The organism is Nocardia sp. CA-129566, from assembly GCF_050956075.1.
In the GTDB taxonomy this organism is placed as follows: domain Bacteria; phylum Actinomycetota; class Actinomycetes; order Mycobacteriales; family Mycobacteriaceae; genus Nocardia.
Map to the genome: position 1 here is coordinate 4686470 of NZ_CP192085.1, position 15884 is coordinate 4702353.

Below are 15884 nucleotides of genomic sequence, written 5' to 3' on the forward strand. Positions count from 1 at the left end.
GATGATCCCCACGATCGTCTGGGGCACCGGCAATGTCGGCCGTGCGGCCATCCGCGCCGTCGACGCGCACCCGGCGCTGGAACTCACGGGCGTGCTCGTCCACAATCCCGATAAGGTCGGCCGCGACGCGGGTCCGCTCGCCGGGCTCGACTACGACCTCGACGTCACGGCGACCGCCGATATCGAGGCGGCCCTCGCCGCCGGACCTCGGGCCGTCGTGTACGCGGCCTCGGGCGATATCCGCCCCGATGACGCACTCGCCGACATCATCCGAGCCATCGAAGCCGCAGCGGTGGTCGTCACCCCCGCGCTCTACGCGCTCTACGACCCGTCCAGCGCCCCACCCGAGGTGCGCGATCCAGTACTGGCCGCGGTCGCACGCGGCGGCGGGTCGCTGTTCGTGTCCGGCGTCGATCCCGGCTGGGGCAATGACGTGCTGCCGCTGCTGATGAGCGGATTGGGCAGCACCGTCGAGATGATCCGCTGCCAGGAAATCTTCGACTACACCACCTACGACCAGCCCGATTCGGTCCGCTATCTGGTCGGGATGGGGCAGCCGATGGACTACCTGCCGCCGATGGTGGCACCGAGCGTCCCGACCATGGTGTGGGGCGGGCAGATTCGGTTGATGGCGCGGGCGCTCGGCGTCGAACTCGACGAGATTCGGGAAACCCTGGACCGGCGCGCGCTCGACACAACTGTCAGCACCGAGCGAATGGGTGATTTCGAAGCGGGCACCCAGGGCGCGTTGCGATTCGAGGTGCAGGGGATCGTCGGGGGCGAACCTCGGATCGTCATCGAACACGTCACCCGGATCCACCCGTCGTGCGCACCCGACTGGCCGACGCCACCCGACGGGGAGGGTGCGCACCGCGTGATCATCGAGGGCCATCCGCGCATCGAGATCACCATCGAGGCCGCCGACGAGGACGGAAACCGTTCCGCGGGCGGCAATGCCACCGCGGTCGGCCGACTGGTCAATGCCATCGACTGGCTCGTCGACGCCGAACCAGGACTCTATGACGCGCTCGATATCCCACTGCGCCCCGCAGTCGGCAAGCTCGGAAGGAAACACCCATGATCATCGACATTCCCGAAGGCAAGGACCCGATCGGTTACGTCTGGGGCGAAATGGTGCCCGGTATCGGCTTGGCCGCCTCCAACTTCTCCCTGTCGGTGTACTCGCATTCGACCCTCGGATTGCGCGAATTCGAAGCGGCGCGGCTGAAGATCGCCCAGGTCAACGGCTGCATCTTCTGCCTGGACTGGCGCACCGAGCGCGACGGTCAGAAGGTGGAGCCTGAGTTCGCGGACGCGGTGACGAACTGGCGCACCACCGAATTGTTCGACGAGCGCACCCGGCTGGCCGCCGAATATGCCGAACGCTACGCCACCGATCACCACAATCTGGACGAGGAGTTCTGGGACCGGATGCGGGCGCACTTCAGCCAAACCGAAATCGTCGAGCTGAGCATGAGCATCGGATCGTGGCTGGCCTTCGGACGACTCAACCACGTGCTCGGCCTGGACACGGTCTGCGTGTTGCCCGGACATTCGTCATAGGCGCGTCCCGCAGATAAATCGGTTCCCACTGCCGATCGCCGATTGCGGCGCAACTGCTGACGCCGCAATGGTTTTCGAGATCCTGGCGGATGCGTTCGAGCGCGGCAACGAGTACATCTATGCCCAGTGCGACCTGGTCGACGGCCTCGCCCGCCTCGGCCACGTCGCTGGCATCGGGCTGATCGAAGAGATCTACGAGGGCACCGTGTACTCCTATCTGCGCGCGAGATGCGCCGCTGCCTTGGCTCGAATCGCCCTTCGCCGAGCACCGCGCGGTCGAATGCCTGGATGACTGCGAGGCCGAGACCCGCGGACTCGCCATTGCGCACGTGAACACCCGGATTCCGGGGATCCGCGAACGAATCCGCACCATCGCCAAGGATTCGACCGAAGAGGACGCTCACCGCCGAGCGGCTGCGGCCCGAATCATGGAGTGGCACTAGCCTTTTGGGCTGGGTCTCAGTCCAGAGGCTCCCATGGGACCTGGTCGAGGCGGCTCCACTCGTCACTGGCCCAGTCCCAGATGAGCTGGGCAACGGTCGCGCCGTCGGTCATTGTGGCGCTGAGGCGTTGGTCGCGAACAGGGTGGTGGAGTTCGACGGTGTAGTCGGTGGGGGAGTTACGGTAGGTCTGTATGAAACTTTTTGTGCCATTTCGCTTTTCGGCGATCAGGAATGGGGTTGCGGCCAGCAGGTGGAGTTGGCGGACCCAGTCGAAGACATCGCGTTGGGTGAGGGAGGAATATTTGCGCTCACCGCCGATATCCACCAGGGCGAAGCAGCGGATTTCGGGGCTGGTCAACGTGTTGGCCCGCGCATCGTAGATTTCGTACGCGAAACCCGTAATGAGAGCTTCGATGAGCTCGCGAACGCGTGGCTCCGCGTAGTCCTTCGCGGAGCCACGCGTTCTTCGGCGGTCCACGCTATCTGCCGCGGTCACCCGGACCGCATCGCCCGCCGCCTCGATCCGCAGCCTGGCATGCGATGCGGCGGCCGGAATTCGGCTGTTCCACCCGTGCAGTCCGGCGATGACGGTCTGATAGAGATGGTCGTCCGCGGGTTGCCCGCGCCGCGACCGAAAGTACGGAAGTACGTCCCCCGGCGATGCCGCCGCGCCCGCCGGTAGCACCACGAACTCGTAACTCATCCACCCAATTTAGCTCGGCCGCCGCCCCATTCGCCCTGCATACCGCACGGTCTGCGCAGCTCGGGCTTGATAGGCAAGTAAATACTTGCCTATAGTGGGAGCATGAGCACCGGCCCGGCAGGCGATGTCTTCAAGGCATTGGCCGACCCCACGCGCCGCGCGATCCTCGACGAGCTGGCCGATCGCGACGGCCAGACGTTATTCGAGCTCTGCACCCGGCTCACCATGGGCCATCAGCTCACCTCGACCAGGCAGGCGGTCTCGCAGCATCTGGATGTGCTCGCGGCCGCCGGTCTGGTGACCACCCGGCGGGACGGCCGTTACAAGTTCCACCATCTGAATCGAGAACCACTGCGGCGGCTCACACACCGCTGGCTTCAGGAGGAAGAATGATCCGCATCAATGTCACCAGTGTCCTGGTCGACGATCAGGACAAGGCGTTGCGCTTCTACACCGAAGTCCTCGGCTTCGTGAAGAAGACCGAGATTCCGCTCGGCGAGGCGCGCTGGCTGACCGTCACCTCACAGCAGGACCCCGACGGCGTCGAATTGCTCCTGGAGCCCGACGGGCATCCGGCGGTCGGACCGTTCAAGAAGGCGCTGGTCGAGGACGGGATTCCGTACACCTCGTTCGCGGTGGACGACCTGCACGCCGAATACGAGCGGTTGCTCGGGCTCGGCGTGCGGTTCACCCAGCAGCCGCTCGATCACGGACCGGTCATCACCGCGGTACTCGATGACACGTGTGGCAATCTGATTCAGATCGCCCAGCACAAGGCCTGAGGCTCAAGCCGATTGGTGTGCTGGGAGCAGCGCGTCGGCGAGCAGATCCAATTGGCGGCGGGCATCGAGTGATCCGATGCGCAGCACCAGATGCGACGCACCGGCATCGAGATATCGGCCGAGCCACTGCACACATTCCTCGGCCGAGCCGCCGAAATAGGCTTGGATCATCGACATTTCGTCCAGGGATCGGCGGTAGTACCGGCGCACGTAGCCGTCGAGTTCGGCACGCGCGGCGGCGGCGTCCGGGTTGATATTGATCGTGGCGTAGAGGCCGGGAGTGATTGTGCGGGTGGTCTTTTCGCGGATCGTCGTCCACGCGCGGGCATAGGCATCCGGATCCGGCAGGAACGGCAGCCAGCCGTCGTAGTGCCGGGCCACCCGTTCCAGTACTCGCGGTGTGTCGCTGCCCGCCAGCCAGAGCGGGGGACCTGCCGGGCTCGCGGCGGGGAGCGTGCGGGACAGGTCATCGAGTTGCCAGTAGCGGCCGTCGAAATCGGTTGCGCCGGACCAACTCCGCCGCCAGATGGTGACCGTCTCGTCGAGTCGGCCCACCCGCGTGGTGAAAGGGACACTGACAGCGTCGAATTCGTCCCGGCTCTCGGGCACCGGGAATCCGGCACCCAGGCCGAGGATCAATCGGCCGTTGCTGATCTGGTCGACGGTGGCGGCGGTGTGCGCGCCGAGCAGCGGATGACGCAATGTCGCGGTCAACGCGGCGGTGCCGAGCCGTACCCGCGAGGTGGTCGCGGCGACGGCGGCCAGCAGCGGCAGCGGATCGACCCGCGTGCGGGCCAATGGGGAATCACCGATCCACACCGAGTCGAACCCGGCATCCTCGGCGGCATGGGCAAAGCGGACAAGTCCAGCAGCGTCGTGGTCGCCGGTCATGGCGGTTTCGCGGCTGGGCAGAAGAACACCGATCCGAGTCATACCGGCGATCTTCGGACCGTCCCGAATCGGGGTCAATTACCTCGTAGGTAAGCGGCCTACCGTGGTTCCAGCTCGGATTGGACGAGATCATCCGGGAAGGCGTACCGGCGGAACGCCCAGTATCGGAATGCCATGGCGAGCAAGACGCCGAGGATCTGGCCGGTAATGAAATTCGATACCGCCTGGGTGACCGGGCTGACATGCGGCACCCGGATATCGAGCACATACAGCGCCACCGCCTGCGGCAATAGGGTGACACCGATGCCGAGCGCGCTGATGGCGAAGAACAGGGCCGCCTCATGATGTCGTTCGCGGCCACCCCTGGTTCGGAACGACCATTCCCGATTGAGCACATACGACACGATGGTGGCGATCAGCACACCGAGAACGCGCGCCGTGAGCGGCTTTTCGCCGAGTACGGTCAGCTTGAGTGCGTACACGATGCCGGTGTCGATGAACCAGGTGATCCCGCCGACCACCGCGAACTTCAGTAGTTCGCGACGCTCGATCAGATAGGACCGATACGGCTCCGGAATGCGGTCGAGAGCTGGCTGGACGAAGGACACGCCCCGCACTATATCCAGCACCTGCACCACCTCGCGTTCTCAACCGACAGGTCGGACGGTATTAACACCAGCATGCACGCTCGGGCACCGCCCGGTCGACGTAAACCTGGCGCCACGCCCAGGGCCCTGCGAAGCGATGAATAATTCGGTCGACACCGCGCCGCGCGGCGGCCTACCGTCGCGGTGATGCCGGAACCACCCCGCCGCACCGATGCCGTGCTGCTCCGGGTGCCACGGGCGTCGGATGAGCAGGTGGTGCGCGCGGCACACGCGGAGTTGGCAGAATGCGGGTTCGACTTCGCGCTCGGTCTCGAGCCCGGCATGACCTGGTCGCGTTACCTGTCCACCCTGGAAGAGCGCCGCATCGGCGCCGGTCTACCACCTGGCATAGTGCCCGAGACCTTCCTCGTCGCCACCGTCGACGACGAGATCATCGGACGCGCCTCGGTCCGGCATACCTTGAATCCGGCTTTGGCGCGCCGCGGCGGGCACATCGGGTACGCCGTCCTGCGTCGATTCCGCGGTCGCGGTTACGGCACCGCGATCCTGCGCGCCAGCGTTGCCGTCGCCCACGGCCTCGGTGTGGATCGAATCCTTGTCACTTGCGACGACACCAACGCCGCCTCCGCACACATTATCGAATCCTGCGGCGGACGCTCGACTCGATCGAGCCGGGGACCAACGGCACATTGGTACGCCGGTACTGGATCAGCTGAGGCTCCTACCACGCGCACGCCGCGCATCCAGGCCGCCGCCGTGGCAGTGTGTGCTACCGGATCAGTTCATTGCCGAAAGGGGAGTGCTCATGGCCGATACCGGCGATTCCACGGTCGTGCTGACCGCTGGGAACGCGGAGCTGACAATTGATCCGCAGGATGGCGGACGCTCGAGAAGCCTGCGGATCAGCGGCCTCGAGCTGCTGCGACAGGGTCCCCACTATGGCGCGTTCCCCATGGTTCCCTGGTGCGGACGAATGGGACTGGGCCAGTTCCGAAATGGCGGCACAGTCCACCAAATGCCCATCAATGCCGCCCCGCACGCCATCCACGGCACCGGTCGCGACACCGCCTGGCACGTACTCAGCGTTAGCGAAACCTCCGCCACACTGAGCTACGACCTCACCGCCCCATGGCCATACCCCGGCCGAGTCACCCAGCTGATCGAACTCACCCCGGACTCGGTCACCCTCACGATGCGCGTCGAAGCCGCCGCCGACACCTTCCCCGCCCAAGTCGGCTGGCACCCCTGGTTCCTCCGGAATCTTGGCTCCGGCAACGACATTCAGCTCGACTTCACGCCCGCCTGGCAAGAAGAACGTGGCCCCGACTACCTTCCCGATGGCCGCCGGATCGCTCCGCAGCCCGGCCCCTGGGACGACTGTTTCGCCATGCCCACCGGCACCACCGTCACCCTCACCTGGCCCCACGCCCTGGAGCTGACAATTACCAGTCCCGCGCAGTGGGTGGTCATCTTCGACCAACAACCCGAAGCCGTCTGCGTAGAACCCCAATCCGGCCCACCCAACGGCCTGAACACCCACCCCGACGCCGTAACCCCCACCACGCCCCTGGAACTCTCGACCACCTGGACCTGGCAACCCCTCACCTAGACGAGGGATCACGTGCCGGAATCCCTCGTTCAGGAGGCTGTGGGTCAGTCGTCTCCGCCAGCGATTCCGACGCCGGGCGGCATCATTCGCGCACGTTGGGCGTGCCTGCGCGCACATTCGGCCGGGCTCATCGCCGCGAAGGCAGCCTCGCGCCGTTGCGCCATCGCCGCCAATTCTTCCGCGCCCAACTGCCGTGCGTACTCTGCGCGCTGCCGCGTCAGCCGGGCGAATTCCTCAGGGGTCAGTGGCTGATTCATGGAAATTGTCTCCTCTACCAATCGCAGGAACTCCGATGTCGACGGCTCGACCGCGTCATCGAGGCCGTCCAGCACACCGAGCAGGCGTTCACGCAATGCGGCCGCGCGTGCGATGCGTTCATCGACCACCACCAGCTGCTGCCGGATGAGCTCGCGCGCGTCCAGAGTCGGCTCGGCATGCAGGAGTGCCGCGATGTCCTCGAGCGCAAACCCGAAGCCCCGCAACGCCACAATGCGATACAGCCGCTGAACATCGGCCTGGGTATAGCACCGATGCCCACCCGATGTCCGCGACGACGGCACCAACAGCCCGAGCCGGTCGTAATGATGCAGCGCCCGCACCGTCACCCCACTTTCCCGAGCCACCTCCCCAACCCGCCACACCCGCTCAACCAACATGACTCCTCTCGACGTGCCCCACCCACGCTAAAACCTGACGCAACGTCGGTTTCAAGTATCGTTTCGGTCACACCGCTCGACCGCTGGACTCCAGAATCATTCGCCAAGCCCATACCCGAAACCGTAGGGAGCGATGGACAAGCTTCTCGTGCTGGTCAATGGCCTACCCGGCTCGGGTAAGTCGACATTGGCACCGCTGCTCGCGCACGCACTGAATGCGCAGGTGCTGTCCAAGGATGTGGTGAAAGAAGACTTGGCGGAATGCATTTCCTGCCCCGAGGACCTGCCGTCACTCGGCGCGATTGCGATGGAGGCGGTCTGGGCTATGGCCGCGGCGATACCTTATTCGGTGGTGATCGACTCATGGTGGTTCAGACCGCGCGACCTCGGGTTCGCGAAAGCAGGTATGCAGCGAGTCGGCGCCGACCGCGCGATCGAGATCTGGTGTGACGCTTCCGCGGAAACGGCGCGCGCCAGGTACGCGCAGCGAGAGCGGGCCGCTGTGCACAATGACCGACAGCGCCTGGCTCTTGATTGGGATACCTGGGCCGAGCACGGTCGACCGCTGGAACTGAGCCCGGTAATCCGCGTCGATACGACGTGCGCCGCAGATATTCTCGGCTTGGCCGGGCAGATCGAAATCGCCGCTGCCGCAACTCATCCGAGGGCGTTACTGCCCGACCGCCGACCGTAGTCGGTCAGGACGCACTCGAAGCGCTGAGCACCATCGTTGTGATTTGCGGGAGGCTCCGGCGTGTTCAGGAGTTCGGGTGTCTTTGTCATCGGCCCCATGGGTTCACGAACAGCCCGCCGTGATTCGGACGGGCTGCTCGTAACCGCCGGACTGGTGGAGGTCGTCGCTACCGTCGGTCGCCCCACGGTATTTCGCCTCGAGAACTGACCATGGCCCCGTCACCGGGTGGCGTCTGGCCCAGGCCACCCGGCAGCAACTTGGGGTGCGGCGAGGATCTCACACGACCGCAGGGCGCCGGGCCGCGTTTTCGGCGATGGCCGCGACGACTTCGTCGAACAGGGGTGCGGGTATGTCATGACCCATCGCCGCCAGGGGCAGATAGGTCGATCCGGGGATCGCTGCGTGGGTGGCCTCGCCGCCGGCGATCTTGATGAGCGAATCCTCGGCGCCGTGAATGACCAGCGCGGGCACCCGCAACTGCTGCAGGCTCTTCGTGCGGTTGGGAGCGATGATGCTCGCGGTCACTTGGCGTGCCGGGCCCTCGGGGTGGCGCGCGCGATCGTAGGCGTGGGTCGCGAGTGCGTAGCGGCGCTCCCGGTCGGCGTAGGTCTTCGAGCCGATGAGCGTGTACAGGTCGACGACCTGCTCGATCGCCTCGTCACGATTCGGGGGGAGCGGTTTGGTCAGCTCTTGGAGCACCTCCCCATCGGCCATGCCGATGCTGACGTGCGGCGTGCTCATGATCGAACACAGCGACCGCACCCGCGCAGGGTGCTCGATCGCGAGCAGTTGAGCGACCATCCCGCCCATCGAGGCGCCGACGACGTGCGCCTGCTCGATACCGAGATGATCGAGCAACTCGATGGCGTCGCGCGCGACCGCCCTCAGGTAGTACTGGCTCGGTGTGATCTTCCACTCGGTCAGACCGCTGTCGCGGTTGTCGGGACGGATCACCCGGTAGCCCCGCTCGCCGAGGTCGTCGACGATTTCCTGGGGCCAGTGGATCAGCTGCGAGCTGAGCCCCATGATCATCAGCAGCGGTTCCCCCGACGGATCACCCTCGTCGCGGTAGCACATCCTGACCTCGGACAGCTCAGCAAATCGGTCGCGCTCATCGTTCATGACAAACCTCCCGAAGTTGTGGTCGGACAACGATGGCAAACATACAGCAAGCAAGATTGGGCGATACGAAATTGCCAGTAACTCAACGCAAATTCGTCATCGCCAGCTATATTCGACCGCCATCATTGACAAGGGGCAATAGCAGGGCAACGCATGAATCGTCGTACACCATTTGCCGAGGTCGACCCGATTCGTGTTCGGCCAGCCAGGAGTTGCGATTCCGTCCGGACATGCGACCGAAGCAGCGTCGGCCTACATGCGCCGGATGATCACATTGGCGAATTGGCGATCGTGGCTGCGGCGGGCGGCTCGGGCGGACTTGTGTTACTCGATTTCACGGGCCATATAGGTGATCGCTGGTAGATGGCAGCCGGGCTTGGGTGACATGGACGGTACAGGTCGCGGACATCGACATCTGGCTCCGCTGATCATGGCCCGAGGAACAATCGTTCACACGGCAGGCGCGGCGGCAGCCGACGGTCCTCGACGGCTTCCCGCAGCAATTCGATTGTGCACCAGTGCTTTCGTTACCGGTTGTGGACCAAGTTGCGCACTGCCGCAGCGGTCGCGGCGGAGTCCAGGCCCGGATCGGCGGCGACGACTTCGCGCCAGCCGCGGTCCGCGAGTGAGATCTCCTACGGCAGAGTGGCATTGATGAGGGCGGCGGTCGAGGTGTGCCGCACCGCGCCGGGCATGTTCGCCACGCAGTAGAACTGCCGAATGTGAAGATTATGCGTACAAATCTCTATGTCGCTGAAGATAATTCTTTGTTTTTCGAGGATGGTCTTTCGAATCATCGATTGGCCTAGCGGATGGCCTACTCGATCGAAGTTTCTTCGGCTCCGGTCGCGTCCGCCAGGGCGTCTGAACCGGCGGCGGATTCACACGGCGTCACGTATACGGATTCGTAGATTGCCCGCCACGAATGGAGACGCGTCGCCTTGACTGGCCGCGCCGGTACACCGGGCCCCTCGCCAGGAATCTGACGAGTTCTTCTTGCCCGAGACCAGTTTCCGGAACGCATCCGCAATTGCCTGCTGTGCTGGTGCCCACGGTGCGGGCACCACTGTGACCGAAGGTCCCGCCGACGCCGCACTACGTGCGTCCCGGCCGGTCCGGACCAGCACCCCGGCGGTAAAGGCTGCCGCAACCACGAGCACGGCAGTCGCGGCGATGACTCCGGTCTTGTTGCGTGCAGGCGGTCGCACCTGACGGCGCGGCATCGGAAACTGTCGGCCGTAAGGCACCGCCGAGATCGAACGCGCGCGGGTCGCGACATAGGACGTGCTGAGCCACAGCGGTTTCGGACGGTGTGATCGTCAGCGGGTCAGCTGGCGTATGGATGGCCGATCGCGGTGTCAGTGCAGGTGTCAGGTGTGTGTCAGGTCGCTGTCAGTCGGCCCGGCGAAAGTCTGTCCATCGAACAAAACGACCGGCACCGACACCGTTCCAGTCAGTGCCACAACCGATTTCGAGGAGCACACGACATGACTGTCACCATCACCCTGACCGATCAGGACAAGAGCACCCTGCGCACCGCCGCCTACGGTGCGGTGTCGCTGTTAGCCGCCGCCGGTGCACCGCACAAGGGCAGCACGCAGGCCTCGATCGTCCTGACCTCGGCGACCGGACTGGTCGGACACGTGCTCACGGCCAAGTCCAAAGACATTCACTTGCAAGGTAAGTCGGTCGCCGAACTCGCCGACCAGGTGCTGCCCGCCCTGACAGCGGCCATGGCCCTGCTCGGCCAGCAGCATCCGGGCGAGGCCGACAACTTCCGCGACACCGTCCTGTTGGCCGTCGAAGCCGCCGCCCGGTCCGGCAAGGGCGAGCCCAGCCCGGCCGTGGCTGCGATGGCGCGCAAGATCACCGCGGCCCTCGCCGCCTGACGAGTGCGGGGTCGGCGCAACTGGTCGCGGGGTCCTCTGCGGACCCCGCGACACGGCCACCGACCGTCGAACCTCAGGGGGCGCGTTGGGAAACGCACAATAGGCGGCCGTGAGCGGTCACCCTCTCTGGTTGTGGTCGGTGTGTTGTTGCTGTTCTCGTATTTTCGGCAGTGAATGCATCGGCGGGGGATCGGGGCCTAGGCGCTCGACTCGGCGACCGATCGCAATCAGGGTGAACGGCGTGTGTTCATTCGTCGCTGACGCGGATGATCGTCTTGCCGGGGCTGTGCTTGCCGGGACTGAAGGCCTCGGGTGCTTCGACGAGGGGGCGGACGGCACCGACGGCCGGCTTGATGCGGCCGTCGCGCAGACGCGTGGCGAGCTCGGTGAGTTGGGTCCGGTCGGGTTCGACCACGAAGAAGAGCGCGCGGCCGTCGTCGGGCTGGATCGTGGGTGGCGTGGCGATGGTGACCAGGGTTCCGCCGGCGCGTACCAGGGTGGTCGAGCGATCCAGGATGTCTGCGCCGATCACGTCGAATACCACATCGACTTCGCCGACCTGCTCGAGCGGCTCGGTGTCCAGGGCCAGGAAGCTGTGCGCGCCGAAGGCGAGCGCGCGGTCGCGGTCGCGGGATCTGCCGGTGCCGATGACTCGGGCCCCGGCCTCGCGGGCCAGTTGCACCGCGATCGAGCCGACACCGCCGGCGGCGCCGTGGATCAGGATGGTCTGACCGGTGCTGAGGCGAGCGTGGTCGAATAGGCCCTGCCAGGCAGTCAGCCCCGAGATCGGCAGCGCGGCGGCCACGGTGTGGTCGATATCGGCGGGCAGGGGAGCGAGGTTGCGAGCCTCCACCGCGGTGTATTCGGCCAGTGTGCCGTTGCGGGTCCAATCGGCCAGACCGAAGACCCGCTGCCCGACGGTCAAACCTGTAGTGCCATAACCCAACTCGACGACCACTCCCGACAACTCGTGCCCGGGAACGCTCGGGGTCCGGTCCCGGCCGGCGCGGTCGGTCCAGGTGCCGGGCCAGTCCAGCTCGCCTGGGGTGAACCCGGCGGCGTGCACTTTCACGATCACGTCGTTCTCGGCGGCGTGCGGGTAGGGCAAGTCGTGAGTCAGGGTCATCCCGGCGACACCGGCGTTACGATTCTCAACGATGATGGCCTGCATGATCGGTCCTTCGTTGTCGTGTGTTGCCGACAGGGAGACCAGGCAGCACTGCCGGATGTGACGGTTCGAACGCAGCCACGCTCATCAGGATCAACGGCTTCACGGTAAGCGATGATGTTCCCCATCGACGCAAAACAACGTCGGTGCCGCGCTCGACGCGCCGCCGCTGGCGAGGACCATCGCCATCCGGTCGCGCTCGGTAGGCGGTCGGCCCGGGAACCCGCGTACCGGCGCTGACGGTGGGGCAGGCTGCTACCGCGTGAACCGGGCGATATCCTCAGCAACGCGCGCCGGTGCTTCGAAGGGGAACGCGTGGCCGAGCTGAGGGTAGATCAGCAATTCCGAACCGTTGATGTAGCGATGCAGCAGGGCTGAGTTGGCGGCGGGTTCTTGTTTATCGTTATCCGCACCCAGGATCAGGGTGGGCAGCCGCAGGTTCGGCAGGCTGGCGATGACGTTGGCGGTGGGGTCGATGAGCCAGTCGCTCATTGCCGCGCGTTGCCGGTTGAGGCCGGTCAAGTTCACCCCGACCCGGTCGGGGCGCAGAGCTGTTCGTTGACGCCACGCAGCCAGAGCGTCGGGATGATCGCTGAAATACAGTGGAATGACCCGGTCGGCGGGCGCCAGTGGATCGAACGCTGGCGCGCCCGCGATCAGATCGGGGAAATCGGGCAGCACCTGCTGCGATCCGCCGGGACCCGTACCCATCAGAATCAGGGCGCCGACAGCATCGGGGTGATCCACGACCAAACGTTGCGCGACGAATCCTCCCAGGGAGTAACCCACGACGGTGGGGCGGTCCAGATGAAGAGCCTGGATCAGACCGGCGGCCTGATCGGACAGTTGTCGGACGGTCGAGATGATCGACTCGTTCGCTGGGGTCCGTCCCACGCCCTCGGAGTCGAAGATGACCACATGGTTGGTCGCGGCCAGGCGATCGAGCAGCGCCGGATCCCAATCGTCCATGCTGAGTCCGAGGCACGGAGTCAACACCAGGGTTGGCCCGTGTCCGAAGCTGCGGTAAGCGATCGGTACCCCAGCGACATCGACGACGTGGGTGGGCGCTGTCAACGACGGCGACCCGCGGAAACCGTTTGCCGTTGTCCATGCGATATCCGTCGTGGCGGCGGGCTCATCGGGAGCAGGATCGGCGTGAGCGACGCCGGGCCCGACAAACAGCATGCTGATGGCCAGTGCCGCCAGCACGGCCGAGACGGGTGTCCGGCGTCCTGAGACGGGCCGGAGTTGGCAGGGCAACGGCTCGCCATCGGGTGCGACCGAGATCGGTTGTGGCGGATGGAAATCGGACATGTGTGCTCCTTCTAGTTGCGGGACGGACCAGAATCGAGACTGTGTCGCACTGGGTACAGCCCGATCGTTGGCACGCCAGCCGGCTCGGCGATCAGCGACCTCGGCCATACCGTCCTGGTCCAGATGCCACGTGTAAGAGGCGCCGACGGCGCAAAAGGATTCGCCCGATTGCGGGGCAGTCGTCTTCGGAGCAATGCCCTCCAGCCGTGGTTACGAACGTCCCCGTCGTGCCGGTCTGGGCGAGCGAAGCAGAATCCGGTCAGCCCAGGAGGTATTGAGCAGGCCGAGCGTCCCACGCGGCGTCGTTCGACGCGGGTGTCGGTGGGTATCGGTAGCGTCGGGTGCTGTGGAAACTGGGGTACATATCCAAGAGCTTGCGGACCGTATTGTGGCGCTACGCGAGGCCTACTACCAGGGCTCGCCGTTGGTCGCGGACGCCGAGTACGACGCGATCGAGGACGAGCTACGTGGCTTGATCGAGGCGTATCCCGACCTCACGCCCGACCCGAATCCGCTGGAGCAGGTCGGGGCGCCCGCTGTGCTGCACGCCCCGATCCGGCACTCGCGTCCGATGCTGTCACTCGAGAAGGCGACCAAGCCCGAGCAAGTCGTGGCGTTCTTCGACCGCTTTCCCGGCCAGTCGGTGGTGGTGATGCCGAAGCTCGACGGCTTGTCCTTGGCGCTGGTCTTCGAGGAGGGCCGGCTGGTGCGTGCCGTGACCCGGGGTGATGGCACCACCGGTGACGATGTGACTGTGCTGGTCCGCGCGTTGGTCGACGGTGTTCCCGAGAGGATCGACGTCCCGGGGCGGGTAGAGGTGCGTGGCGAGGCGGTGATGCTGCGTTCGACCTTCCTCGCCTACAACGCGGCGCATCCGGACAAGCCGCTGATCAATCCGCGCAACGCCGCGGCGGGCACGCTGCGGGCGAAGGACCCGGCCACGGTCTCCGAGCGGCGCTTACAGTTCTTCGGCTTCGACTTGGATACCTCTGCCGGCGGTGCCGCGGTCGACCTGGGAGAGGGGCTGCGAGCGCTGGGGGTCGCGGGTGCGCAGATGCGGCTCTGCGCCGATGCAGAGCAGGCGCAGACGGCGATCACCGCGATCGAGCAGGGGCGCAACGAGTTGGACTACGACCTCGACGGCGCGGTGCTGCGGCTGGCCGACCGCGATGCCTACGCGGCAGCCGGGACTCGATCGAACTCCCCACGGGGCGCGCTGGCGTTCAAGTTCGCCGCCGAGGAGAAGACCACATTGCTGGCCGAGGTGGTCTGGGACGTCGGCAAGACGGGCAAGATCGTCCCGGTCGCGTGGCTGGAGCCGGTGTTCGTGGGCGGCACGACGGTCACGAAGGCCACGCTGGCCAACCAAGAGGTGATCCGTGCCCGCGACATCAAGGTCGGAGACACCGTGCTGGTGCGCCGCGCGGGCGACGTGATCCCGTTCGTGGCGGGCGTGCTCGACGCCTCCAAACGCACGGGTGAGGAGCGCGAGATCGTGCCGCCCACCGCCTGCCCCTCGTGCGCGCAGCCGGTGACCGAGCAGGGCAACAGCCGGGAGCTGTTCTGCACCAACGTCTCCTGCCCCGCACAGACGGTGCGCAGGCTCATCCACTGGGCATCGCGCGCGGCGGCGGACATCGACGCCATCGGGCAGGTGTGGATCGAACGCCTGGCCGAGGCGGGCATCCTGGAGCGCCCGTCGGACTTCTACACGCTGACAAAGGAGCGCCTGCTCGCGTTCGACCGCATCGGGGAGGTCTCGGCCGCGCGCATGATCGACTCGATCGATGCGAGTCGTCCCATCGGCCTGCGCCGCGCGCTGATCGGCCTGGCGATCCCGATGGCCTCCGACGGTACCGCCGCTCGCCTGGCCCGGGCGGGATTCGGCTCCCTGGAGGAGGTCGCCGACGCGGGCGAGGAACGGCTCGTGGCGGTGGAGGACATCGGACCGAAGGTCGCTGCCTCCCTGGTCGCGCACCTCACTCGCCTGCGTCCGGAACTGGAGCGGCTGCGAGAGGCGGGCGTCTGTCTGGACGTTCGCGAGGAGGACCTTCCCCCGGTCATCGCGGCCGGCGCGCCTCTGGAAGGCAAGACGGTGGTGATCACCGGCGCTATCAGCGACCCCCGCTCCGGAGAGAAGGTCGCCCGCCCTACGTTCCAACGCCTGTGTGAACAGGCGGGCGCGACGTCGGCGTCCTCGGTCTCGGCCAACACCGACCTGCTCATCACCGGTGCGGGAGTCGGTGAGAGCAAGCTGGCCAAGGCGGAAAAACTCGGCGTCGAGGTCGTCGACCAGGTCGAGATCTGGAACCTACTGATCGCCGCCAAGGTCATCTAGACCTCGGCGCGCCCACTCATCGGCTATTGCGAGATGTCCTGAGCCGCAGTGCATCTCGTTCGTCGGCCGCGCCCAGCGGCATTTCCGGATGTGTCGGCCGTGTG

The 15884-nt window shown here is 65.9% G+C and carries 17 protein-coding genes and 1 pseudogene; 10 read left to right on the forward strand and 8 right to left on the reverse strand.

What is annotated here, in order from left to right:
- The first annotated feature begins 1 nt into the window (after window position 1).
- From ACQP0C_RS20175 to ACQP0C_RS20185, 3 genes are all read left to right on the forward strand, one after another.
- Complete coding sequence (locus tag ACQP0C_RS20175) at window positions 2-1081, forward strand: NAD(P)H-dependent amine dehydrogenase family protein (RefSeq protein WP_433721990.1); 1080 nt, start codon at window positions 2-4, stop codon at window positions 1079-1081.
- Window positions 1078-1563: a carboxymuconolactone decarboxylase family protein gene (locus ACQP0C_RS20180; RefSeq protein WP_433721992.1), complete on the forward strand. Its 486-nt coding sequence runs from the start codon at window positions 1078-1080 to the stop codon at window positions 1561-1563. The genes ACQP0C_RS20175 and ACQP0C_RS20180 overlap by 4 nt, the downstream gene beginning before the upstream one ends.
- Window positions 1564-1630: 67 nt before the next feature.
- A complete protein-coding gene (locus ACQP0C_RS20185) occupies window positions 1631-1855 on the forward strand; it encodes a hypothetical protein (RefSeq protein WP_433721994.1) in 225 nt (74 codons plus the stop codon).
- 167 nt (window positions 1856-2022) lie between these two features.
- On the opposite strand, the gene ACQP0C_RS20190 is transcribed toward ACQP0C_RS20185, so the two are convergent.
- Window positions 2023-2709 (reverse strand): hypothetical protein, encoded by a 687-nt coding sequence (locus ACQP0C_RS20190; RefSeq protein WP_433721996.1) that lies wholly within the window; start codon window positions 2707-2709, stop codon window positions 2023-2025.
- Between the two features lie 102 nt (window positions 2710-2811).
- On the opposite strand from ACQP0C_RS20190, the gene ACQP0C_RS20195 reads away from it, so the two are divergent.
- Window positions 2812-3102 carry an ArsR/SmtB family transcription factor gene (locus ACQP0C_RS20195; RefSeq protein ID WP_433721998.1) on the forward strand — a complete coding sequence of 97 codons (291 nt, stop codon included), beginning with the start codon at window positions 2812-2814 and terminating at the stop codon, window positions 3100-3102.
- On the forward strand, window positions 3102-3491 hold the full coding sequence (locus ACQP0C_RS20200; RefSeq protein WP_433734598.1) for a VOC family protein: 390 nt from the start codon (window positions 3102-3104) through the stop codon (window positions 3489-3491). The genes ACQP0C_RS20195 and ACQP0C_RS20200 overlap by 1 nt, the downstream gene beginning before the upstream one ends.
- Before the next feature lie 3 nt (window positions 3492-3494).
- Here the strand turns inward: ACQP0C_RS20200 and ACQP0C_RS20205 are convergent, their stop codons facing one another.
- Window positions 3495-4424 (reverse strand): LLM class flavin-dependent oxidoreductase, encoded by a 930-nt coding sequence (locus tag ACQP0C_RS20205; RefSeq protein ID WP_433722000.1) that lies wholly within the window; start codon window positions 4422-4424, stop codon window positions 3495-3497.
- Between the two features lie 56 nt (window positions 4425-4480).
- Entirely contained in the window at window positions 4481-4990 is a 510-nt protein-coding gene (locus ACQP0C_RS20210) for a GtrA family protein (RefSeq protein WP_433685182.1), read from the reverse strand.
- A gap of 186 nt (window positions 4991-5176) precedes the next feature.
- Here ACQP0C_RS20210 and ACQP0C_RS20215 point away from each other — a divergent pair, with 186 nt between their 5' ends.
- Both ACQP0C_RS20215 and ACQP0C_RS20220 read left to right on the forward strand, forming a co-directional pair.
- Window positions 5177-5857, forward strand: a complete 681-nt coding sequence (locus tag ACQP0C_RS20215) for a GNAT family N-acetyltransferase (protein ID WP_433722002.1) — start codon at window positions 5177-5179, stop codon at window positions 5855-5857.
- A complete protein-coding gene (locus ACQP0C_RS20220; RefSeq protein ID WP_433734599.1) occupies window positions 5823-6599 on the forward strand; it encodes an aldose 1-epimerase in 777 nt (258 codons plus the stop codon). The genes ACQP0C_RS20215 and ACQP0C_RS20220 overlap by 35 nt, the downstream gene beginning before the upstream one ends.
- A 44-nt stretch (window positions 6600-6643) precedes the next feature.
- Here the strand turns inward: ACQP0C_RS20220 and ACQP0C_RS20225 are convergent, their stop codons facing one another.
- Window positions 6644-7255 (reverse strand): MerR family transcriptional regulator, encoded by a 612-nt coding sequence (locus ACQP0C_RS20225; RefSeq protein ID WP_433722004.1) that lies wholly within the window; start codon window positions 7253-7255, stop codon window positions 6644-6646.
- A 133-nt stretch (window positions 7256-7388) separates the two neighbouring features.
- On the opposite strand from ACQP0C_RS20225, the gene ACQP0C_RS20230 reads away from it, so the two are divergent.
- Window positions 7389-7949: an AAA family ATPase gene (locus ACQP0C_RS20230; RefSeq protein ID WP_433722005.1), complete on the forward strand. Its 561-nt coding sequence runs from the start codon at window positions 7389-7391 to the stop codon at window positions 7947-7949.
- 276 nt (window positions 7950-8225) lie between these two features.
- On the opposite strand, the gene ACQP0C_RS20235 is transcribed toward ACQP0C_RS20230, so the two are convergent.
- Window positions 8226-9071 (reverse strand): alpha/beta fold hydrolase, encoded by an 846-nt coding sequence (locus ACQP0C_RS20235; protein WP_433722007.1) that lies wholly within the window; start codon window positions 9069-9071, stop codon window positions 8226-8228.
- Window positions 9072-9598: 527 nt separating this feature from the next.
- Window positions 9599-9790 (reverse strand): annotated as a pseudogene (locus ACQP0C_RS20240) (alanine dehydrogenase); the annotation flags it as partial.
- Window positions 9791-10558: 768 nt separating this feature from the next.
- Here ACQP0C_RS20240 and ACQP0C_RS20245 point away from each other — a divergent pair.
- Window positions 10559-10960, forward strand: coding sequence for a hypothetical protein (locus tag ACQP0C_RS20245; RefSeq protein WP_433722009.1), 402 nt, complete (start codon window positions 10559-10561; stop codon window positions 10958-10960).
- Window positions 10961-11207: 247 nt separating this feature from the next.
- Here the strand turns inward: ACQP0C_RS20245 and ACQP0C_RS20250 are convergent, their stop codons facing one another.
- Window positions 11208-12131: an NADP-dependent oxidoreductase gene (locus ACQP0C_RS20250; protein ID WP_433722011.1), complete on the reverse strand. Its 924-nt coding sequence runs from the start codon at window positions 12129-12131 to the stop codon at window positions 11208-11210.
- A 252-nt stretch (window positions 12132-12383) separates the two neighbouring features.
- Window positions 12384-13442: an alpha/beta fold hydrolase gene (locus ACQP0C_RS20255; RefSeq protein WP_433722013.1), complete on the reverse strand. Its 1059-nt coding sequence runs from the start codon at window positions 13440-13442 to the stop codon at window positions 12384-12386.
- Between the two features lie 346 nt (window positions 13443-13788).
- On the opposite strand from ACQP0C_RS20255, the gene ligA reads away from it, so the two are divergent.
- The gene (gene ligA, locus ACQP0C_RS20260; protein WP_433722015.1) at window positions 13789-15780 is read left to right on the forward strand and encodes an NAD-dependent DNA ligase LigA; all 1992 of its coding nucleotides are present in this window, start codon (window positions 13789-13791) and stop codon (window positions 15778-15780) included.
- The last annotated feature ends 104 nt before the right edge of the window (window positions 15781-15884 follow it).